The following is a 20,269-nucleotide window of genomic DNA, read 5'->3' on the forward strand; positions in this document are numbered from 1 at the left end:
CGCGGGCCTTTTCGGCTTGCCCGTCGTGCCCGATAAGGAAGGAGTCGGCGTATGAACGTCGATATGGAGGACAACCGCGCAAGGCTTCCGCGTTACTTCACGCTCGAGATGCTCATGTCGGTGATGGTGGCGCTATCGGGCCTTGTGCTCATCTGGAACCTGGTATCGCCTGTCGTCAGCGTGTTGGCGCTGTTCATCGCGGGCATGGTGTTCACCCTGTCCATCACCGTGCTCATCCGCCTGCTCATGGACCCCGACTCCGTGCGCGCGCGCCAATCCAGCAACGTGCTGCAGCTGGCAAGTCAAACCCTTGAGGCCATGGGCGAGGAAGGCCTGGACAGCAAATCCGCCCAGCGCATCTGCAGCCTGCTTTTGCCCTCCACCGCGGCCATCGCCGTGGCGATCACCGACGATCGCTTCATCTTGGGTTACGCCGGCTACGAGGAATCGCACAACCTTTCCGGCAGCGTCATCCGCACGCATGCCACGTACTCCACGCTGGCGGACGGCAAGACGCGTGTGCTGTTCACCCCCGAGGAGATCGGCTTCCCCAAGGGCACCCATGGCATCAACGCCGCCATCATCGTGCCGTTGACCGTGGGCAAGGACGTGAAGGGCACGCTGAAGTTCTACTACCGCCGTGCCGGCCACATCAGCGAAACCCAGAAATCCATCGCCACCGGTTTCGGCCAGCTGCTGTCCACGCAGATGGCGGCATCGGCGCTCGAGGAGCAAACGGCCCTGGCCACCAAGATGGAGCTCAAGATGCTCCAAAGCCAGATCAACCCGCACTTCCTGTTCAACACCATCAACACCATCGCGTCGTTCACGCGCACCGACCCCGCGCGTGCCCGCACGCTGCTGCGCGAGTTCGCGAAGTTCTACCGCAGCACGCTTGAGGATTCCGGCGACCTGATCGAGTTCCGTCGCGAGCTCGAGCAGACGCAGCGCTACTTCATGTTCGAGCTGGCGCGTTTCGGCGAGGACCGCTTGGAGCTGATCTGCAACGTGGAGCCCGAGGTTGAGGACATGATGGTGCCGCCGTTCTTAATCCAGCCCCTGGTGGAGAACGCGGTGCGCCACGCCATGCCCTCCGAGGGCAAGCTGACCATCCGCGTGGAGGGCGTGCGCCAGGGCGACGACGTCATCGTCTCCGTTATCGACGACGGCAACGGCATGACTCAGGAGGCTTGCAACAACATCCTTCATCCCGGTTCCACCACGGGTTGCGGCATAGCCGTGGGCAACGTGCACGACCGCATCTGCGGGTATTTCGGCGCGGGCACGCATTTGGAAGTGGAAAGCGAGCTGGGTCAGGGCACCACGGTGCGCCTGGTTTTGGTCGAAGGCGCTCTGAGACAATATTAGGAAACGAAAACGGCCCCGCAGATGCGGGGCCGTTGATTGCGAATGGTGCCCGAGGCGAGAGTCGAACTCGCACGTCTTTCGACAACGGTTTTTGAGACCGCCGCGTCTGCCATTCCGCCACTCGGGCATTGAGCTTTACCATTGTACCGGATGATTCTGGTCCGCACAACAGGAAATGGAGATGACTTTATGGTTGAGAACGCAGCATTGACGGAGATGCCGTCGGACGAGCTGCTCGAGCAGCGCATCGACCGTTACCTTGACGAGCATTGGGAGGATATCGTCACCGATATCGATAGGCTTGTGCGCATCCCCAGCTTCGAGGACCTTGGCGCAGCGGTCGAGGGCGCGCCGTACGGTCCCGGCCCGCGCAAGGCGCTCGACGCCGCGCTCGCCATGGCGAACGACATGGGCTTCGAGGTTCACGACGACGCCGGCCACGTCGGCTACGCCGATCTTGCCGGAACATCCGAGGAGCAGCTGGGCATCATCGGCCATATCGACGTGGTGCCGGCGGGCCCGGGCTGGCATTTCGAGCCGTACCAGGTCACGCGCAAGGACGGCTACTTGCTGGGCCGCGGCGTCATCGACGATAAGGGCCCGAGCGTGGTGGCGCTGCACGCCATGAACCTGTGGCGCTGCATGCAGTTCGACGGCCAGGCGCCGCGGCTTCCCTACACCCTGCGCTTCATCTTCGGCGTGAACGAGGAAACGCGCATGGACGATGTCCATTACTACCGCGCCCATCACGCCGACCCGGCGTTCCTGTTCACGCCCGATGCTGAGTTCCCCGTGTGCTACGGCGAGAAGGGCATCTATCACAGCCTTATGACCAGCGCTGATGTGCCGGTTGAGCAGCGTACGGTGATTTCGCTCGAAGGCGGCACGGCGGTGAACGCGGTGCCGGGCCATGCGCAGGCGGTGGTGCGCGCGGGGGCGTGCGAGCTTCCGACGGCGCAGGACATCGAACTGGAAGTGCTTGACGGACGCGATGCCGCGGCGGTCTTGAAGGCCGCCGGCGCACAGGCGGATGCTGCCGGCTGCCGCCTGGCGCGCATCACGGCCACGGGCCGCAGCGCGCACGCGAGCCTGCCGCAGGGCGGCGTGAGCGCCATCGGGATGCTGATCGGTTACTTGCTGGAGAACGGCCTGATCGGCGAAGAGGAGCGCGCCTACTTCCAGACGGTGGCGCGCATCGCGGCGGCAACGGACGGGACCACGGTCGACCTCGCCTGCTCCGACGCCGATTTCGGCGAGCTCACCATCGTAGCGGGCCATGCCGCCATGCAGGGCGGCCGCTTCACGCAGACCATCGACGTGCGCTACCCCACCACCATCACGGGCGACGAGGTGCACGCGAAGCTGGAGGCGCTGGCGCAGGCAGCGGGCGGCACGTGCGAGAAGACGCGCGACGACGCGCCGTTTTTGCTCGATCCGCAGGGACCGGCCATCCAGGCGTTGCTGGCCTCGTACAACCAGGCAACGGGCGAGGATGCCGAGCCGTTCACCATGGGCGGCGGCACGTATGCACGCGAGTTCTCCTGCGCGGCAAGCTTCGGCCCCGAGAAGCCGTGGGAGCAGGCGCCCGAGTGGGTGGGCGGCATGCACGGGCCCGACGAAGGCGTGGGCGAGCAGCTGCTGAAGGAGGCCTTCCGTATCTACGCGCTCACCATCGGCAAGCTCATGCAGCTCGACTTGTAGGGCAAGCGCGGTCTTGTCAAGTGTGCGTGCTAAAACCACCGTTTACCGCTGAAACCGACCGCTCAAACCCCTAACTCGACCGTTCGCAGCGCAAATTGTTGGGAAAAACGGTCGGCTTTGCGCAGGGGAGCGCCCTAGCGCATCGCCGTATGCTACACTGCGGGAAGAAACGATTCTCAGATTCGCCATCTGATAAAAGGAAAGCAAGGAGGCCCTACTTATGTTGAAAGCGATGATCGTCGACGACGAGGCCCCTGCGCGCTCCGAACTGAAGTTCCTGCTCGACGAACTGGGTCAAACGGAGGTCGTCGCCGAGGCGGCAAGCGTGCGCGAGGCCATCGAGAAGCTGAAGGAATATCCCTGCGATGTCATGTTCCTTGACGTGAACATGCCCGAGGCAACCGGCCTGCAGCTCGCCGAGGCCCTGCAGCACCTGAAGTTCCCGCCTGCGGTGGTGTTCGTCACCGCCTACAGCGAGTTCGCGCTCGACGCCTTCAAGGTCAACGCCATCGATTACCTGGTGAAGCCGGTCGAAACCGACCGCCTGTCCCAGGCCATCACCCGCGTCCGCGAGCACGTGCAGCTGCATGCGCAGGCCCAGAAGTCCGAGCGCATCCCGGTCGAGAAGGCCGGCAAGAAGATCCTCATCAGCATCGATAAGATCCGTTTCGTCATGGCACGCGACGACTACGCGTATCTGCAAACCGACACGGACCGCTACTTCAGCACCGTCAGCCTGGCGCAGCTGGAGAAGCGCCTGGACGGCCATGGGTTCTTCCGCGTGCACCGCGGCTACCTGGTGAACCTGTCCATGGTCGAGGAGATCGAGCCCGTCGCCGGCGGCACGCTGCTGCTCACGCTCAACGGCGTGGAAGAGAAGATCCCCGTCAGCCGCCGTCGCGTCTCCGCGCTGAAGAAGGCCCTGGGGCTGTAAGGAGAGCTGGTTGGGCTCGGGAATATGAGCAAGTATCAGGCCGGTGCCGAAAGGCGCCGGCCTTTTTGCCGTCAGATACGGAAGGCGCTCGGCTGCTCGGTACGTGCTTACAGGCTTGCGCGCGGAATCTGCGGGCGAACCTACTGAAGTGACAGGAGCGGGGTGGAGGAGCATACGTGGAGGAGGTGCGTAAGGTGCGAAGCGGAAAGCCTGTTGCGGTATTTGCTGTGCTGCTCGTCGTATCATTTGCGACTATGAACGCCATGCCATCCGATACGTTGCTGGCCGCGTTGCTGCAGGAAGCGGTGTTGGCGCTGGTCGCACTTGTGGCCGTGGGACTCGCCGTTCCTGATGCGCTTAAGCGTTGTACGCAAACCGTGCAACAACGGAGTATTGTGCGGTTTACAGCGATCACCTTGCTCTTGGTGGGTCTTGTCGGCGGCGCGATAACGCTTCTGGCCTGGTTGTTTGCCGGTGGTGGCACTATGGCGTGCTTTGCGTCTACTGCGTTGCCATCGACTGCCGATCTTATGGAAAACCTGCTGCTCTTGTTAGGCATCTGCCTGCTCACCGGTCTGTACGAGGAATCGTTCATGCGCGTGCTGGGCATAGAGGCGTTCGAGCGGGCGTTGGATACGAAGCGCGCCATTTTGGCGTCGGCGGCGTTGTTCGCGCTGCTGCATGTGGGCGCGCCCGACGTATCGGTTGGCCAGCTGGTGCTTTTGCAGGCGGCGTTGAAGTTTGGGCAGGCTCTGCTGTTTGGCGTGATCCTGGGTGCGCTGTATGTGCGAACGCGTCGGTTATGGCCTTGCGCACTCATCCATGCCGGCTTCGATGTACTGTACCTGGCGCCAAACGTGCTCCTAGCAGGCACGATGCCCGAAACATATGCATCGGGGGCGGTGGGCGACACCGTGCTGCTTGCGGTGTCGGCCCTTATGCTCTCAGGTATCGTCTTGAAAATTCGCAAAGAAATTGCGTGATAACACTTGCGTGCATACGTCTTAGCGTGTAATATACATTTCCGCTTTGAGAAATCAGGCGCCAATTCGCGGGCGTGGCGGAATTGGCAGACGCGTACGGTTCAGGTCCGTATGGGGGCAACCCCATGGAGGTTCAAGTCCTCTCGCCCGCACCATTCAAAATCGAAAGACCCGCTTCGGCGGGTCTTTTTGCGTCTTGGATAGGTGCGCTGCAGTTCGCTCTGCTGAAGCTTGCTTTCTCGTGCTGCAGGAAGGTGCAAGATAACATGAAATTCCCCCTTGCGTAGAATAAGGAAATGACGTAACATACTTTCTTGCCTTGTTAAGGCGCCAATTCGCGGGCGTGGCGGAATTGGCAGACGCGTACGGTTCAGGTCCGTATGGGGGCAACCCCATGGAGGTTCAAGTCCTCTCGCCCGCACCATCGAAATCGAAAGACCCGCTTCGGCGGGTCTTTTTGCGTATGCGGACAATTGCAGCGCCCTGCCATTCGTTCCGCAAACCTACCTATTTCGGTGTGAAACGCTGTGCTTCATTCTTGTTAACGCAGCGTTGCTGTCTTCGGGCCTGTCTTGCTTGCTACTATAGTGCGGAAACCTTAATACCGTGGCGATGATTCCCGAAGGAAATATGCTTATGGAAATGCTCGAGTTCGTGTTGCTGTTGTTGGCGGCGGTGCTTGTCTCCGCCGTGCTCGACCAGGTCACCCCGCGCGTGTCGTTGCCGTTGGTGCAGATCGCGCTGGGCGCCGTCATCATCTTGCTGGTGGGCACGCCCGTCGACGTGGCAATCGATCCCGAGCTGTTCCTCGTGCTGTTCATCGCTCCATTGCTGTTCGACGAATCGCGGCATGCAAGCAAACGTGGGCTGTGGGACAACAAGGGGGCCATCGTGTCCCTTGCAGTCGGCTTGGTGCTCGCCACGGTTTTGGTGGTCGGTTTCGTGCTGAACTGGCTCGAGCCCTCCATCCCGCTTGCGGCGGCGTTCGCCCTGGGTGCGGCGTTGGGGCCCACCGACGCCGTGGCCGTCTCGGCCCTTGGCAAGGATATCCACCTGTCCAGCCGTCAGAAATCCCTGCTCTCCGGCGAGGCGCTCATCAACGACGCATCGGGCGTCGTGTCGTTCCAGTTCGCCATAGCGGCGGCAATCACGGGCTCGTTCTCCCTGGCCAACGCTGCACAAAGCTTCGCCATCAGCTTCTTTGGCGGCATCGCGGTCGGCCTGGTGGTGGGCTTGCTGGCGGTGCTGGCGCTCGGCGCCATCCGTAGCTACGGCTACGAGAGCATCACGGTGCACGTGGTGTTCGAGGTGTTCACACCTTTCATCACGTTCCTAGCGGCCGAGCATTTCGGCACAAGCGGCATCCTGGCCGTGGTGGCTGCCGGCCTGCTCATCGCGCTGATGCCGCATAAGCCAACGCCCGCCGCTGCGCGTCTGAAGCTTGCGTCGAACAGCGTGTGGGAGGCGCTCGTGTTCGTCATCAATGGCGTGGTGTTCGTCATGCTGGGCATGCAGCTGCCGAAGGCGGTCATGCCGTCGTGGCACAGCAGCGAGACCAGCTCGCTTCTGCTGTGCGCCTTGGTGCTACTCGTCACGGCGCTGGTGGTCGGTGTGCGTTTCCTATGGGTGCTTATCATGGAGCGCATGCATCGCGGCTCCAAGCCGCGCACAGGCGGTCAGCTGATACGCGATGCCCTGGTCACCACGCTTTCGGGCCCGAAGGGCGCCATCACGCTGTCCATCATCATGACCATCCCGTTCACCCTTTCGACGGGTGAGGCGTTCCCTCAGCGCGACAACCTTATCTTCCTGGCATCGGGCGTCATCCTGTGCACGCTGCTGTTGGCGAACTTCGTGGTGCCGCTGCTTGCGCCAAAGGAGCAGGCTGACGAGCGGGACGAGCAAGCGGTGAATGCGGCGCACATCGAGATCCTCAAACGCGTCATCCGCCAAGTGCGCGAGCAGAAGACGCCGACTAACGAGGCTGCCACGCAAATCGTCGTCCGGCAGTACAGCGAGCGCATCAAGCGGCTGCGCCGCAAGAACACCTCGGCCCCGTGCTTGCTCGAGCTTCGCGCTACGGCCATCGAGCAGCAGAAGGCCCAGGTGGATAAGTATATCCGCGAAGGACGCCTTTCCCGCGCCGAAGGCGAGCGCGAGATCGAGCGCCTTGAAAGCTCAAGACGCACGCTTCTGCGTGCGCATACGCGTCGACAAGCTTTGGGCGAGGTGTGGAGTCGCTTGAAGGTGGGCACCGTGCACACGGCGCGCCGCGTCGATCGCGCGGTTCGCCACGTGGTGGACGATGAATCGCAGATCGAGCAGCATCGCCAGCTGCGCATCGAGCTGGAGGAGTGCGCGCTTGCGTACTACAACCTTCGTATGACCGACGAGAACCTGGAAATCGCCGATGGTGCGGGCGTGCTTGCGGCGGAATGCCGCTCCACGCTGGCGTTTTTGCGCGCGGCCAATGAGCCGGAGAAGCTGGCCAGCGCCAACGTTGCGGGCAGCGTCGTCGGTATGGACGCCGGCGGCATGCGCGGCGCGCTAGAGGGCATGGACACGCAAAAGATCCAGGTGATCAAGGCGCGCGTGTCCGATGTGGAGGCAGACGCCCTGCGCATCGAGCTTGAGGAGATCCAGGCGATGCGTGACGAGGGCGCCATCAGCCGCGAGACGGCGCGCAACTTGCGCGAAGAAGTATACTTGCTTCAAATGACCATTGGAGATTAGGAACCGAATGAGCTCGTACACCACCATCGAGGGGCGCGCCGTCGCCGAGATCGAGGAGAAGAAAAGCCGCTTCATCGCCAGCCTGGCCCATGTGGAGACCGAGGAAGAGGCGCTGGCGTTCCTCGAGGAGATCCGTGCGGCGAACCGCATGGCGCGTCACAACGTGTATGCATATATCCTGCGCCAGGGCGGCGCGGGTGCCGCAGGGCGCGTTCGCTATTCCGACGATGGCGAGCCTCAGAAGACCGCGGGCCTGCCCACTCTCGAGGTGCTGCAGCATGCGGGGCTGACCGACGTGGTGTGCGTGGTCACGCGCTATTTCGGCGGCGTGCTGCTGGGCACGGGCGGCTTGGTTCGCGCCTACACCCAGTCAACTCAGGCGGGTATCGATGCCGCGCAGTTGGTGGTGGTGTCGCGCTGCGTGGATTTGCGCATCCGCATAGCGTACCCGCGTTACGAGCAGCTGATGCGTCTGGCGGAAGACCACGGCGCCAAGGTGCTGTCAACCGATTTCGCCGATGCGGTCACCATGAACCTGCGCATGCTCGATGGCACGCAGCAGCCTCTGCTTGATGCGCTGACGGCGCTGGAGCGCGGCCAGGAGGACGTGGAGGTCGGCGACCCCATAGACGCCGCTTTCTAGGACGTGTACTGGTCCATGAAGTCCAGAATCTCTTGGCGGGAGTGCAGGCCCGTTTTCGCGTAGATGCGCTTGATGTGGGCGTGTGCGGTGCTGGGGCTGATGTAAAGTTCCTCGGCAACGCGCTTCTGCGTCCAGCCCAGCGCGTACAGCGCAAGCACTTCCACCTCGCGGTCGGAGAGCAGGAACTGCTTGCCCATCTGCTCGGCATTGTTTCGCATGGTGGCCTTGCGGATATCGGCGATGGAATCGCCCTCGTCAAGGCCCATCAGCCGCACCAGCCGCATCCCGCGTTTGGAACCGGGCTGCGCGTTGCGGCTCTCGTCCGCCGTTTCGTCCTGATCGACGCTTTCGATGGGCATTACCCCTGCGCATTGCAAGGGGTTCGGGGTACCGACCGCACCGGCGGTACCGGCGCCCATAGGCGCCGCATTTGCGCAAGCGGCGCACTCGCTGTATTCGCCAGCGTTGTTTTTCAAGATCGTGAGCGCTTCCACATTCGCTTGCGCCCGCGACAGCTGCTTCTCCAGGCGCTCCATGCGGCGTACGTGCAGATCGTGGCGCTCATCGGCTTCCATCTGGGAGACCTTGAGGAACTGGCCGAGCGCCACCTGCGTGGAGATGACCACGCAGGTGCCCATGATGGCGTTGATGAGCAGGTCGTTCGTGGAAAGCGACTGCACGTTTATCAGCGTCACGCGCGCGATGGCGCGGCAGCCGAGCCACACGATCCAGCCGCCCAGCGCGTAGTAATACGGGTCGCGCCAGCCGAAGCTCATAAATGCGATGATGATGTACCAGGTGAACGCTACCAGCAGCGCATTGAGCGTGGTGGTGAACACCGCGCCGATGTCCGGCATATCGGGGAAGGCCGCATACAGCACCAGTGCGGCGCACGCGAACAGCTCCAAGAGGATGAACATGCCCACGGTCATGACGCTCTTGCGCTTGTGCATCATCAAGGAAATGACGATGACGCAAATGGCTATGGTGAGCAGGCCATATGCAACCCGGGTGGCGGGCTGGAACGCGATGGGCGTACCGTCTGGGTAGCCGCGCAAGAAGCCGTCCACGATGGAGAGCACGCCGATGCTCGTTGCCGTCGCCGTGAGGAAGCGCTTGCTCGACAGCAACGTGGTGGCGAATCCGAAGAAGTCGTCGTTGGGCGTGAACGACTCGATATCGTTCGCCAGCTTGTTCTTGCGCGCGCTCAGCATGCAGGGGAACTGCAGGAGGGAGAGAGCGGCGGCAACGTAGAAGCCGTAGGTGCCGATGAGCGAGCAAACGTATATTTCCACCTCGCTGATGGCAAGGGCGCTGAACACATACAGCACGGCGGTGGTGCTGCCGCATCCGCGTGCGCGGCGCAGCCAATAGAAGATGGCGAACGATGCGAAGAACGTGACGGTCGCGCATAGCCAGAAATGCACGTTCGGCCAGAAGGCGCCTGCAATGTGGGCCAGGGGAAGCAGCAGCACGCACAGCGCCTCCAATGCAACGCACGTGCGCATGATGCGGTTGGTGGTGCGCTTTTTCAGGCGGATCTTCCGCGCTCCGATGACAAGCAGGATAACGGCCATGAAGGAAAGCGCCACGAGCATGCTGCCATCGGTGAATATCCCCTCATCGGTGTGGGTATAGCTGCCGTAGCCGGCAACGATAAGCCCCGCGCGCGCGAAGCACAGGCCCAAGATGGAGGGGAGGAGCGGGATGTACAGGCTGAGCAGCTTCATGCCGGTTGGCATAGGGTGAGCGGCGTCGTCGGGCGTAAGGCGGCCTGTGCGCGTTCGAGCACTCGGCTTCGCGCCGACGGCGCTTGAAGCGCTTGCCGGTTGTCCAGAGGCCGAGGCCCCTCCGTGCCGTTGTGCGCGCTGAGCGATCGAATCGCCCGTTTCGTTGATCCTCACTGATCCTCCTGGTTCATGCAGCGCGATTTGCCAGGTGGCCGTCCCTCTCCCCAAAAGGCCGGCTTACTTGTTCGCAAATTCCCTCAAAGAGGGTATGCGCGAAACGCCATGTTCGCCATCATAACATAAGGGAAATAATGCATAGTAACAGCAACGTTAACTGTAGGGGGTATCGATATGGCGAACGAGCAGGAAATCACGTTCGATGAGCCGGATGAGGGCCGTGACATCTACCACGAGCCGGACGACCGTGCGCTCATCCGCACGAAGGACGTGTACCAGACCGAGCTGGACAACGGCGTGGAAGGCTACTCGGAAACGATGCTCGCCATCGTGGCGAACTTCAAGAACGCCGGCAAGCCCGAGGGCTTCAACGTGCAGAGCATGGTGGGCAAGTCGAAGCGCGGCGAGGTGGCGTTGCGCCTGTTCGCGGTGGTCGACGACTCCGTTGCCGACCCGGTGTTCGTGAAGGTGGGCTTCAAGAGCCGCGGGTGCCTGGCCATGACCGGTTGTGCAAGCGCCATCTGCTCCATGATCGAGGGCAAGACGTTCTCGCAGGCGTTGGAGCTGACGCCCAAGGACGTGGAGCTTGCGGTAGACGGCGTGCCGAAGGGCAAGGGGCATACCACCCTGTTCGCCATCGAGGCCGTGCGCGGCCTGGTGGGCGACTGGATGTACCGTTGCGGCATGCCGCTTGCGGAGATGGACGAGAAGCTGCCCTGCGACGAGATGTCGGTGGCGTGCTTGATGTGCGAGCATTGCAGCCTGCGCGACACGCGCGTCGAGATGAGGGTTAACGAGGCCATCGCGAAGCAGAAGGCCGGCGAGGCGAAATGAGCGAGCAGATGAAGACGGCCGGGGAGCCTCTGGGCCAGGATGTCGTTTCGGAAGACGCGGAATCGGCGGTGGGGGAGGTTGCCGCCAACCAGGGCGTCGCAGCCGCTGGGAATGCGGAAGCTGCCGCAGTCGGCGTCGATGAGGCGCCTGAAGGGGAAGCGGCCGACGAGCCCACGGAGGAGGAGCTTGCGGCCGCACGCGAGCTGGCGGAGAACAACGCACTTGCCGATGTGTTCGATGACGTGCGCAAACAGTCTGCCGACAGCCACCTGGTCACGCCCGAGCGTTGGCCTGAGATCGGCTTGGTGCCCGAGCATATGACGGCCGAGGACTTCGAGATGTTCGTGTACGAATGGCTCGATGATTACCAGGCGGAACACAAGGAAGAGATCGAGGCGGAACGCGCCGCCGAGCGCGCGAAGGCCGCCGCGGTGCGTTCTGCCACTCGAGCGGTGGGCGTGCCCCCGAAGATCCCGAACCGCCGCTTGAAGCAGATCGAGGCCGACAACGAGGCGAAGGCGGCCGAGGCTGCCGATAAGGCGCCGGAAGCCGTTGAGGATTCCGCTGAAGCCGAGTCCGCCGCGGGCGTCGATGCTTCCGTGCAGGTCGATAACGCTGCGGAATCCGCCGAAAGCGCCGCCGTCGCCGTAACGCCTGCGGCTTCCGAGCCCGCCACGGCTTCCCCTGATAGCGCAGCCGAAGATGACCAGCCTGCCGAGGACGACAGGAGCCCCTTCGCCGGCTTGCGCATCCCCGAGGGCTACCGCCTTGAGCAGATCGACGGCGAATGGGTGCTTGTGGAGGACGAGAACGCGGCACCCGTGCGCAAGGAGATCAAGTGCAACCGCATCAAGGTGCTCATGGGTATGCACAGCTACTACCTGTACGATGAGACGCTCATGACTGCCAGCTACGCGCGCTGGGCGTTCCTAGCGGCCGAGGACAACCCGGTGGTAACGTTCGTCGAATGCGTGCGCGAGGATTCGCGCGTGTACCCTCGCCCCTATGCCGCCGAGTGCCTGAAGAACCCGCCCTTCCGCATGACCGACGAGCAGATCGAGGAAACGTGGCAGGCTGTGCGCGATTCCGGCAACTATCCGGACATCGAGCGCACCGAGGCATCCAACGGCGACGTGTACTACTATTCCACGCAGTACCTCGAGTCCGGCTATGCGGCATCGCTGGCCGAATACGATGCGGTGGAGCGCCCCGCCGACGTGTAATGCCCGATGAGGGCCTAGCGCGCAGCAGCCATACGCAACGCAATGCGTCCCGAGCAGTCTCGCTCGGGACGCATTTTTTTGCTAACCCTAGAACGCAAAAACGCCCCCCGCTGTCTGCGCAACGGGGGGCGTTTGCGATTCAAGCTTGCTTTGCCGGTCTAGCTTGCCAGCTTAGCGTTTACGGCAGCAGGTTCAGGCTCTGCAGCTCGGCCTTGACGTCGTCCATGCCGTAGTAGTCCAGGCAGTCGGCCGTCGGGCAGCCTTTCTCGGAATCCCAACCAAACTTCTCGTACAGCATGGTCAGGCCCTTCTGGAAGTCTTCCTTCTCCATCTTGTCGGTGCCCTTGGTGAACGGCTCCTTGTCCGGGTCCTTGGTGAACGGCCACTGGGTGATGACGTCGTGGATGGTGCGGCAGTCGTTGCAGCCGATCTTGCCGTCCTTGTCGGTCATGCCGCGCACGGTGTTGGCGCGCTGCAGCGTCATGATCTTAGCGGCGCGCTTGTACAGCTCGTCGGTGGTGATGTCCTCGCCGGTGACGGCCTTGTAGAACTTGGCCTCCAGGTCGAGGTCGCCGCGGTAGTTACGGCTCTTCGACGGGGACTGGGCCATCGGCCACACCCAGTTGCACAGCGTCAGCGAGTCATGCAGCACGTCGGTGACGATGGACCACCAGCAGAAGTTCGCCTTGTGCTCATTCATCGGCTTGTAGTCCTTGGCGTCGTCCAGAGCGTCCTCGCCGCCCCACAGCTCGGCAGCGATCTGCTGCTTCAGCTCATGCGGAAGGCCGCACTGCAGCATGTTCTGATGCGAGTGGATCATGGGGTCGCGGTTGAACACCATGTTCAGCAGGCCGCCGACCTGGCCGTAGGACTCGATTGCGTGGTGCACCGGCCAGCCGCGGTAGTTGATCAGGCAGCTAGCGGTGGTGTCGAACCACTCCATGTCGTCCCAGCGCGGGCACCACACGAGCGGGCCGTGGCCAAGGTAGGACATCTCGTTGTCGTTCTGGGCGATGTGCTTGAGCAGTTCGACCATGATGGTCGGGTCGTTCTTCTCGAACTTGGTCCAGTCGAACATGTTGTACTCGGCCTCGGGCAGCACCTTCTTGAAGATGCCCTTGGACACGCAGTGCGCGATGTCGCGGTAAATCTGAGCGTAGTTGCACCACATGCCCAGGTCGTCCATCGTGCCGCCGACAACCTGGTCCCAGATCAGGCCGTCCTCGGTGGAAGCCTTGACGGGGGTGTGCTCGCCCAGGATCTTCACCATGTAAATGGAGAACGGGAAGTTCGGCACGCAGGTGTTGCCGGTGATCTCGAAGCCGCCGTTCTTCTTGGCGTTCGGCACGCGCATGTCGGAGTAGCAGTGAATCGGGCAGCTGTGGCAGCCGTTCATCTTGATGGTGTACTTCTCGGCCTCGGGACCCTCGTCCTTGGTGGTCTTCATGCAGCGGTAGCCGACGGTGTTGATCTCGCCCGGCTTCGGTTCGCCGGTCTCGATCGGCTCGCCCTCGGCGTCGGCCCAGTACAGGCCCTTGCGAGCAGTCCAACGGGTGCCCTTGTCGTAGTACTCTGCCCATTCCTGCTGGGTGGACGGCACGACATGGTTGTTGTTGGAGCCGACGATCTCGCGCAGCATGTAGTCGGACAGATCGGCCAGGGCCTTCGGGTCCTTGACGTTCACGCTGCCGTTGCCCTCGACGACCAGTGCCTTGAGCTTCTTGGAGCCCATGATGGTGCCCAGGCCAGCGCCGGCGGAGTGGTTACGGGAGTTCATCATGACGGCGTAGGGCAGCAGGTTCTCACCGGCAGGACCGATGGTCGCCACGCAGGCACGGTTGCCCTCGAGGCGGTTCAAAGCCTCGGTGGTGGAACGGGTGCCCATGCCCCAGACGAAGGAGGCGTCCTTGATCTCGACCTGATCGTCCTTGATGTGCAGGTACACCGGCTTGTCGGATTTGCCCTCGACGATGATGGCATCGTAACCGGCCAGCTTGATGCGGGCGCCGATCATGCCGCCGCAGTGTGCGTCGACGACCAGATGGTCCTTGCTGAACGTGGACAGGAAGCTGATGGTGGTACGGCCAGCCAGCGGCACGCCGGAAGCGGTCAGCGGACCGACGGCGTAAACGATCTTGGACTCCTCGGAAAGAGGATCGGTGCCAGCGGGCACCTCATCGTACATGATCTTGTTGGCAAGGCCCATGCCGCCGATGTATTCCTTATAAGGTGCGGTGGACTCGGTGGTGATGCTGCCCGTCGTCAGATTGACGCGCAGGATCTTGCCGGCCCAGCCGTATGACTTCTCGTCAGCCATGTTGCATCTCCAAATCTCTTCTCGATACATGCGTTGCGTGACATGTCGGGCGATTCGGGTGCAGACGACAATTCGTCACTGGGCAGTGTTGCGCACCTTATGAATCGGGTATCCCCTCTTTGAGGGTAATTTATGGAAATGGCCTGGTAAACGGCGAACGGATTGGATTTTCCGGCGAATGAGGGGACAAATTCGACCGCATTGACCCCCAAAGAGGGGATACCGAAAAAGAGGTGAGCCGCATACTACTTACCGTTGCGTGACCCGGAAAGGGCGAAGAGTGTGCGCCGGAAATCAGAAGGGACGAGGCGGACGAGGCCTCGGCTGAGGGAGGAACCGGCGCAAGGTAGCGACTCACCAATATATGTGAGGGGGAGTACTGAGAATGTCAGATACGAATACAAGCGGCAGCGCCCCGGTCAAGAAGAACATCACCCGCCGTGACGTGCTGGCCATGGCCGGCTGCGGCGTTGCAGGTTTGGTCGTCGGCGGCGCGCTGGCCAGCTGGGGCGTCACCCAGGAGTCCATCGCATCCGGCCGCATCGAGCTGCGCACCACGCCCACCAAGATGATCGTCACCGATCGCGCCCGTTGCTCGGGTTGCCAGCGCTGCGAGATGATGTGCACGTTGAAGAACGACGGCCGCGTGTGCCAGCACATCGCCCGCGTGCGTGTGTGGGATAACTATTACTGGGGCAAGTCCGCCGACACCGGCGACGGCTCCTTCGGCGACGGCAAGGGTGCTTGCGAGTTCACCGTCGAGCACTGCAAGCAGTGCGCCGACGCGCAGTGCGTGAAGTACTGCCCGGTCCACGCCATCTACGCCGACGAGAAGACCGGCGCCCGCACGGTCGACACCAAGAAGTGCATCGGCTGCGGCATGTGCAGCCAGGCTTGCCCCTGGAACATGCCCCGCGTCGACACCGAGACCGGCGTGTCCACGAAGTGCATCTCCTGCGGCCGCTGCGCCGAGCAGTGCCCCAATGGCGCCATCCAGTTCATCGATTGGCAGGATATCGCGCAGAAGATCATCGACGAGGGCATCGTTCGTACGACGACCGCGGTCACCGCGTAATCGTTTCGGGGCGATATACCTCGCATGATGCGAACGCCCGCGCGGCAAGCGCGGGATGTGAAAGGTCGAAAACCTTATAACCGCGACCAAGGAAAGGAGTGAGCGCGAGATGATGGACGACGCAGCGGTGTTCTCGGTGCTTTCGAAGTGCTTCGGTTCCGTTGAGAAGGACGAATGGAAGCAGATGACGCGCAGCGCTGCCTGGGCCGAGTTCATGGACGGCGTTCGCCGTCTTTTGCAGGACGACACGCGTTTCGGCAAGCAGGCAACCCCCATCGAGCGCATGCATGTGCGCGCGCCCATGCAGGAATTCCTTTCCGCCAACGAGGTCGACGAGCTGTTCTGCCCTCCGCTTTTCGATGAGAAGCAGGGTTTTGCGGCGCGTCACTTCACCGGAGGGCTTCCCCAGTCGGCGATTCCGGTGGAATCGCTGTACACGGATTGGAACACTCCCGACAACGTGAATCCGCTCATCGGCAAGCAGAAGGGCCTGTACCTGGGCGCTTCGGCGCGTTACATGCGGGCATTGATCGAGCAGCTGGGCCTGGAGGTGCCGGCGGAATACGCCGACTGCCCCGATCACCTGGCATTGGAGCTTGACCTGGTGGCAGTTCTGCTGCGAAGCGGCATGGACGCCGAGGCTCGACAGTTTGTGGCCGAGCGCTTCGATTGGTTGACCGACTACCGGTTGAAGTTGCTGAAGCTTGACGATGACGCGCGGTTCTACATCAGCCTGGTCGACGTGATCTTGGGCATTTGCGCGGAACAGCGCGCGGAGTCCGAGTCCGACCAGACGGCTTGATGGCGGTTCGCATCATGGATGAAACGATGACGCAGGATGCATATAGAGAGGAATCAGCAATGTCAGAAAACGCTATTACCAGGCGAAGCTTTCTGGCCGGCAGCGCCGGGGTCGCAGCAGTAGCGGCCGGCGCGGGCTTCATGAGCTTCGGCGCCTGGGAGCAGGCTGACGCGAGCGGGACGAAGGATGTGGAATCCCACACCGCTTACTCGCTGTGCAACTCCTGCTCTTCCAAGTGCGGGTTCAAGGGGTACGTGGTCGACGGCAAGCTCACCAAGATGATCGGCGAGCCCAGCCATCCCCACTGCGAGGGCACGCTGTGCGGCCGCGCATACGGCTACGCGTCCATCGCCTACTCCGAGGACCGCTTGACCGACCCCTTGAAGAAGAACGCCAAGGGCGAGTTCGAGAAGATCAGCTGGGACCAGGCCTACTCCGAGATCGCCGAGAAGGTCAAGTCCATCATCGGCTCCGACGGCCCCGAGGCCCTGGCCATGGTCCAGGACCCGCGCCCGTCCGGCTCCTACTACACCAAGCGCTTCATGCAGGCGCTCGGCAGCGCCAACGTGTACACGCACGGCGCGGCCTGCAACATGTCGAAGAACTCCGGCTTCACGCAGGTCATCGGCGCGGGCGACTACCTGGCCGACGTCGAGAACGCCAAGGCCTGCATGTTCATCGGCCGCAGCTACGCCGACGCCATCCGCCCGAGCCAGCTGCACGCCCTGGAGAAGGCGCACGAGAACGGCGCGTACATCGTGCTGGTCGACCCGCGCCTGAACAACTCCATCGCCTTCGCCGACGAGTGGCTGCCCATCAACCCGGGCACCGACCTGGCGCTGGTGCTGGCCATGAGCCACGTGCTCGTCGACCGCGGCCTGTACGACAAGAAGTTCGTGTCCGAGCAGGCAACCGGCTTCGACGAGTGGGCCGCCACCCTGGGACAGTACACGCCCGAGTGGGCAGCTGAGATCACCGGCCTGAAGGCCATCGACATCGAGCGCGTCGCGGTGAAGTTCGCCGAGTGCGCCCCGGCCGCCTGCATCGAGCCCAGCTGGCGCGGCGCCTATGGCTGCAGCTATGCCAACTCCGGCGAGACCGCCCGCGCCGTGGCCTGCTTCAACGGCCTTCTAGGCTGCTGGAACCAGAAGGGCGGCGCCCTGTTCAGCGCGTCGGTCAAGGCCGGTGACGTGGACAAGGCCAAGTTCCCGTCCGTGCCCAAGGTCGAGGCGAAGATCGCCGGCCAGTCCGAGTACCCGCTGTCCCTGTCCGGCATGGGCGTCAACGTCTACGCCGCGCAGCTTGCCAAGGAAGGCAAGATGAAGGGCATGTTCTTCTACAACTCCAACATGGTGGCGGGCTATTCCAACCCGGCCTACCTGCAGGAGTGCCTGGCCAACCTGGAGCTGTCGGTGTGCATCGACGTCCAGATGACCGAGACGTGCCACGCGTGCGACTACGTCCTGCCCGACACCAGCTACCTCGAGCGCCTCGAGCTCCCCGAGTTCTACGGCGGCAAGATCCCGGCCGTGGCCATCCGCGACCAGGTCATCGAGAAGGTGCACCCCAACACCAAGCCCGTCGACCAGATCTTCTCCGAGCTGGCCGATGCGTGCGGCGTGGGCCAGTACTTCGACTTCACCGTCGAGGAGCTCGCCGATGCACAGCTCAAGACCGTGGGCCTGTCCCTCGACGGCCTGCGCGCCTGCGGCGTGAGCACCTTCCCCGAGAAGGCGTTCAAGTACGGCTCGTACCCGAAGTGGAAGACGCCCTCCGGCAAGTTCCAGTTCGCCTCCGATGCCTGCGAGAAGGCGGGCCTGCCCCGCACCCCGCAGTGGCTTGAGCCCGCGGTGGCCGTGCCCGAGGACGGCAAGTCCTTCCGCCTGATCGGCGGCAAGCAGGCCATCCACACCCACACGCAGACCGCCGACTGCGAGCCGCTCATGGCCATCACGAAGCAGTACGGCCTCGAGCGCGTGTGGATGAACGCCCAGCGCGCCGAGGAGCTCGGCATCTCCGACGGCGACACCGTCGAGGTCTCCAACGAGCAGCACACGGGCAAGGTCCAGGTGAAGGTCACCCAGCGCATCAACCCCGACGCGCTGTACATGCCCAGCCACTACGGCTGCTCCTCGAAGGAGGAGAAGACGGCGTACGGCGTCGGCCTGCGCCAGATGGACTACGTGCCCTTCCGCATCGAGCCCGGCTACGGCGGAATCTGCTCCCAGGAGGCCGTCGTCACCGTCAAGAAAGTAGGTGCATAGCATATGGCACGCTATGGAATGCTTATCAACACCAAGAAGTGCATCGGCTGCTACGCCTGCCGCACCGCGTGCCAGCGCCAGAACGGCTTGGATCCGACTGACTCGTTCATCCGCTTCGAGGAGCGCGAGGTCGGCGAGTATCCGAGCGTGAGCGTCGAGCACGTGCCGCTGCAGTGCATGCACTGCGAGGACGCGCCGTGCGCCAGCGTCTGCCCGACCGGAGCCGCCCACATCGGCCCCGACGGCATCGTCGAGGTCGACCAGGGCCGCTGCATCGGCTGCCTGTACTGCATGGCCGCCTGCCCCTACCAGGTGCGCAACCGCAACGAGAAGACCGGCGCCGTCGACAAGTGCCGCTTCTGCAACGTGTCCAACTACACGAGCGGCACCGAGATGTGCAGCTGCGTGACGGCCTGCCCGACCGGCGCGCGCATCTTCGGCGACCTGGACGACCCGGACTGCGAGCTGGTGAAGGAGATCGCCGCCACGCACGCGGCCCCCATCGCCGGCGACCTTACCAAGTCCAAAGTCTATTACGTGAGGTGATGCTGAGATGGAGTACACACCTATTTGGAGCGGCATCATCGCCTGCTATCTGTTCCTAGGCGGCCTGGGCGGCGGCGCGTTCGCCACCTCGGCCTTCCTGGCCTGGCGTCATCCCGAGGCGGTCACCATGCGCAAGCTCGGCCACTGGATCGCGCCGATCGTCGTCATCGTCGGCCTCGTGCTGCTGATGTTCGACGCCAAGGCGGGCCTGCACAACCCGCTGCGCTTCGCGCTGCTGCTGACCAACTTCGGGTCCGTGATGACCTGGGGCGTCGTCATCCTGGCCGCGTTCGTGATCGTCGCGCTGGTCGCGCTGATCATGGACCTGAAGAAGCGCCGCGTGCCCATGGCCCTCGAGATCGTCGGCGCGGTGCTCGGCATCTGCGTGGCCATCTACACCGGCTGCCTGCTGGGCGTGTGCAAGACGTTCCCGCTGTGGAACAACGCGCTGCTGCCCATCCTGTTCCTGGTGTCTGCCGTGTCCACGGGCATGGCCGCCGTGCTGCTGGCCGGCGTGTTCAAGTGCCCCGAGGAGTTCAACCGCGTGGGCGTGCTCAAGAAGTTCCACTTCTGCTTCCCGTGCATCGAGATGCTGCTGGTGGCGGCGCTGCTGTTCATCACGGCGACCAACTCCACCGCGGGCCTGGCCTCGGTGCAGGCGCTGGCGTGCGGCAGGTACGCCGTGGTCTTCTGGGTGCTGTTCGTCGCCGTGGGCCTGGTGATCCCGACGGTGCTGGAGACCAAGATGCTGTTCTTCAGCCCCAAGGAGTTCGAGGAGTCCCGCAAGGCCCACATGATCAGCGCCGGCTCCGACATCGGCGTGCTGGTCGGCGGCTTCGTGCTGCGCCTTCTGGTGCTGCTGGCCGCGCTGCCGGTGACCATGACGGTCGCCTGGACGCTCTAGCCGCCCGCGGGGCGGGGCGCCCGGCCCCGCGCCTG

General features: G+C 63.2%; 15 protein-coding genes and 3 tRNA genes. 15 read left to right on the forward strand and 3 right to left on the reverse strand.

Annotation, left to right across the window (positions count from 1 at the left end):
- The first annotated feature begins 51 nt into the window (after positions 1–51).
- Complete coding sequence (locus tag SFHG_RS01100; protein WP_042432412.1) at positions 52–1,368, forward strand: histidine kinase; 1,317 nt, start codon at positions 52–54, stop codon at positions 1,366–1,368.
- Between the two features lie 43 nt (positions 1,369–1,411).
- On the opposite strand, the gene SFHG_RS01105 is transcribed toward SFHG_RS01100, so the two are convergent.
- A tRNA-Leu gene (locus SFHG_RS01105) sits at positions 1,412–1,495 on the reverse strand.
- 62 nt (positions 1,496–1,557) lie between these two features.
- On the opposite strand from SFHG_RS01105, the gene SFHG_RS01110 reads away from it, so the two are divergent.
- From SFHG_RS01110 to SFHG_RS01140, 7 genes are all read left to right on the forward strand, one after another.
- Complete coding sequence (locus SFHG_RS01110; RefSeq protein ID WP_202898027.1) at positions 1,558–3,069, forward strand: Sapep family Mn(2+)-dependent dipeptidase; 1,512 nt, start codon at positions 1,558–1,560, stop codon at positions 3,067–3,069.
- Between the two features lie 220 nt (positions 3,070–3,289).
- On the forward strand, positions 3,290–4,003 hold the full coding sequence (locus SFHG_RS01115) for a LytR/AlgR family response regulator transcription factor (protein ID WP_042432415.1): 714 nt from the start codon (positions 3,290–3,292) through the stop codon (positions 4,001–4,003).
- Between the two features lie 263 nt (positions 4,004–4,266).
- The gene (locus SFHG_RS01120) at positions 4,267–4,986 is read left to right on the forward strand and encodes a CPBP family intramembrane glutamic endopeptidase (protein ID WP_162096551.1); all 720 of its coding nucleotides are present in this window, start codon (positions 4,267–4,269) and stop codon (positions 4,984–4,986) included.
- A 68-nt stretch (positions 4,987–5,054) separates the two neighbouring features.
- Positions 5,055–5,141 (forward strand) — tRNA-Leu (locus SFHG_RS01125).
- 182 nt (positions 5,142–5,323) lie between these two features.
- A tRNA-Leu gene (locus SFHG_RS01130) sits at positions 5,324–5,410 on the forward strand.
- A gap of 212 nt (positions 5,411–5,622) precedes the next feature.
- Positions 5,623–7,719 carry a Na+/H+ antiporter gene (locus SFHG_RS01135; protein WP_042432420.1) on the forward strand — a complete coding sequence of 699 codons (2,097 nt, stop codon included), beginning with the start codon at positions 5,623–5,625 and terminating at the stop codon, positions 7,717–7,719.
- Between the two features lie 7 nt (positions 7,720–7,726).
- On the forward strand, positions 7,727–8,362 hold the full coding sequence (locus SFHG_RS01140) for an IMPACT family protein (protein WP_042432423.1): 636 nt from the start codon (positions 7,727–7,729) through the stop codon (positions 8,360–8,362).
- On the opposite strand, the gene SFHG_RS01145 is transcribed toward SFHG_RS01140, so the two are convergent.
- On the reverse strand, positions 8,359–10,104 hold the full coding sequence (locus tag SFHG_RS01145; protein WP_081468864.1) for a response regulator transcription factor: 1,746 nt from the start codon (positions 10,102–10,104) through the stop codon (positions 8,359–8,361). The genes SFHG_RS01140 and SFHG_RS01145 overlap by 4 nt on opposite strands.
- A 339-nt stretch (positions 10,105–10,443) precedes the next feature.
- Here SFHG_RS01145 and SFHG_RS01150 point away from each other — a divergent pair, with 339 nt between their 5' ends.
- Both SFHG_RS01150 and SFHG_RS01155 read left to right on the forward strand, forming a co-directional pair.
- Entirely contained in the window at positions 10,444–11,103 is a 660-nt protein-coding gene (locus SFHG_RS01150) for an iron-sulfur cluster assembly scaffold protein (RefSeq protein ID WP_042432426.1), read from the forward strand.
- Complete coding sequence (locus SFHG_RS01155; RefSeq protein WP_052297750.1) at positions 11,100–12,326, forward strand: hypothetical protein; 1,227 nt, start codon at positions 11,100–11,102, stop codon at positions 12,324–12,326. The genes SFHG_RS01150 and SFHG_RS01155 overlap by 4 nt, the downstream gene beginning before the upstream one ends.
- 178 nt (positions 12,327–12,504) lie before the next feature.
- On the opposite strand, the gene SFHG_RS01160 is transcribed toward SFHG_RS01155, so the two are convergent.
- A complete protein-coding gene (locus SFHG_RS01160; protein ID WP_042432429.1) occupies positions 12,505–14,643 on the reverse strand; it encodes an aldehyde ferredoxin oxidoreductase in 2,139 nt (712 codons plus the stop codon).
- Between the two features lie 385 nt (positions 14,644–15,028).
- On the opposite strand from SFHG_RS01160, the gene SFHG_RS01165 reads away from it, so the two are divergent.
- From SFHG_RS01165 to nrfD, 5 genes are all read left to right on the forward strand, one after another.
- Positions 15,029–15,718: a ferredoxin-like protein gene (locus tag SFHG_RS01165; protein WP_042432432.1), complete on the forward strand. Its 690-nt coding sequence runs from the start codon at positions 15,029–15,031 to the stop codon at positions 15,716–15,718.
- Positions 15,719–15,827: 109 nt separating this feature from the next.
- Positions 15,828–16,520: a molecular chaperone TorD family protein gene (locus tag SFHG_RS01170; protein ID WP_052297751.1), complete on the forward strand. Its 693-nt coding sequence runs from the start codon at positions 15,828–15,830 to the stop codon at positions 16,518–16,520.
- Between the two features lie 59 nt (positions 16,521–16,579).
- Entirely contained in the window at positions 16,580–18,784 is a 2,205-nt protein-coding gene (locus tag SFHG_RS01175; protein WP_042432435.1) for a molybdopterin-containing oxidoreductase family protein, read from the forward strand.
- 3 nt (positions 18,785–18,787) lie between these two features.
- On the forward strand, positions 18,788–19,330 hold the full coding sequence (locus SFHG_RS01180) for a 4Fe-4S dicluster domain-containing protein (protein WP_042432438.1): 543 nt from the start codon (positions 18,788–18,790) through the stop codon (positions 19,328–19,330).
- Between the two features lie 7 nt (positions 19,331–19,337).
- The gene (gene nrfD, locus SFHG_RS01185; protein ID WP_042432441.1) at positions 19,338–20,234 is read left to right on the forward strand and encodes an NrfD/PsrC family molybdoenzyme membrane anchor subunit; all 897 of its coding nucleotides are present in this window, start codon (positions 19,338–19,340) and stop codon (positions 20,232–20,234) included.
- Positions 20,235–20,269 lie beyond the last annotated feature (35 nt).

It is taken from the genome of Senegalimassilia anaerobia JC110 (assembly GCF_000236865.1).
In the GTDB taxonomy this organism is placed as follows: domain Bacteria; phylum Actinomycetota; class Coriobacteriia; order Coriobacteriales; family Eggerthellaceae; genus Senegalimassilia; species Senegalimassilia anaerobia.

Bases quoted from the DNA above. Each gene is read 5' to 3' on its own strand.
- SFHG_RS01100 (WP_042432412.1), top strand. From the start codon at position 52: ATGAACGTCGATATGGAGGACAACCGCGCAAGGCTTCCGCGTTACTTC.
- SFHG_RS01110 (WP_202898027.1), top strand. From the start codon at position 1,558: ATGGTTGAGAACGCAGCATTGACGGAGATGCCGTCGGACGAGCTGCTC.
- SFHG_RS01115 (WP_042432415.1), top strand. From the start codon at position 3,290: ATGTTGAAAGCGATGATCGTCGACGACGAGGCCCCTGCGCGCTCCGAA.
- SFHG_RS01120 (WP_162096551.1), top strand. From the start codon at position 4,267: ATGCCATCCGATACGTTGCTGGCCGCGTTGCTGCAGGAAGCGGTGTTG.
- SFHG_RS01135 (WP_042432420.1), top strand. From the start codon at position 5,623: ATGGAAATGCTCGAGTTCGTGTTGCTGTTGTTGGCGGCGGTGCTTGTC.
- SFHG_RS01140 (WP_042432423.1), top strand. From the start codon at position 7,727: ATGAGCTCGTACACCACCATCGAGGGGCGCGCCGTCGCCGAGATCGAG.
- SFHG_RS01145 (WP_081468864.1), bottom strand. From the start codon at position 10,104: ATGCCAACCGGCATGAAGCTGCTCAGCCTGTACATCCCGCTCCTCCCC.
- SFHG_RS01150 (WP_042432426.1), top strand. From the start codon at position 10,444: ATGGCGAACGAGCAGGAAATCACGTTCGATGAGCCGGATGAGGGCCGT.
- SFHG_RS01155 (WP_052297750.1), top strand. From the start codon at position 11,100: ATGAGCGAGCAGATGAAGACGGCCGGGGAGCCTCTGGGCCAGGATGTC.
- SFHG_RS01160 (WP_042432429.1), bottom strand. From the start codon at position 14,643: ATGGCTGACGAGAAGTCATACGGCTGGGCCGGCAAGATCCTGCGCGTC.
- SFHG_RS01165 (WP_042432432.1), top strand. From the start codon at position 15,029: ATGTCAGATACGAATACAAGCGGCAGCGCCCCGGTCAAGAAGAACATC.
- SFHG_RS01170 (WP_052297751.1), top strand. From the start codon at position 15,828: ATGATGGACGACGCAGCGGTGTTCTCGGTGCTTTCGAAGTGCTTCGGT.
- SFHG_RS01175 (WP_042432435.1), top strand. From the start codon at position 16,580: ATGTCAGAAAACGCTATTACCAGGCGAAGCTTTCTGGCCGGCAGCGCC.
- SFHG_RS01180 (WP_042432438.1), top strand. From the start codon at position 18,788: ATGGCACGCTATGGAATGCTTATCAACACCAAGAAGTGCATCGGCTGC.
- nrfD (WP_042432441.1), top strand. From the start codon at position 19,338: ATGGAGTACACACCTATTTGGAGCGGCATCATCGCCTGCTATCTGTTC.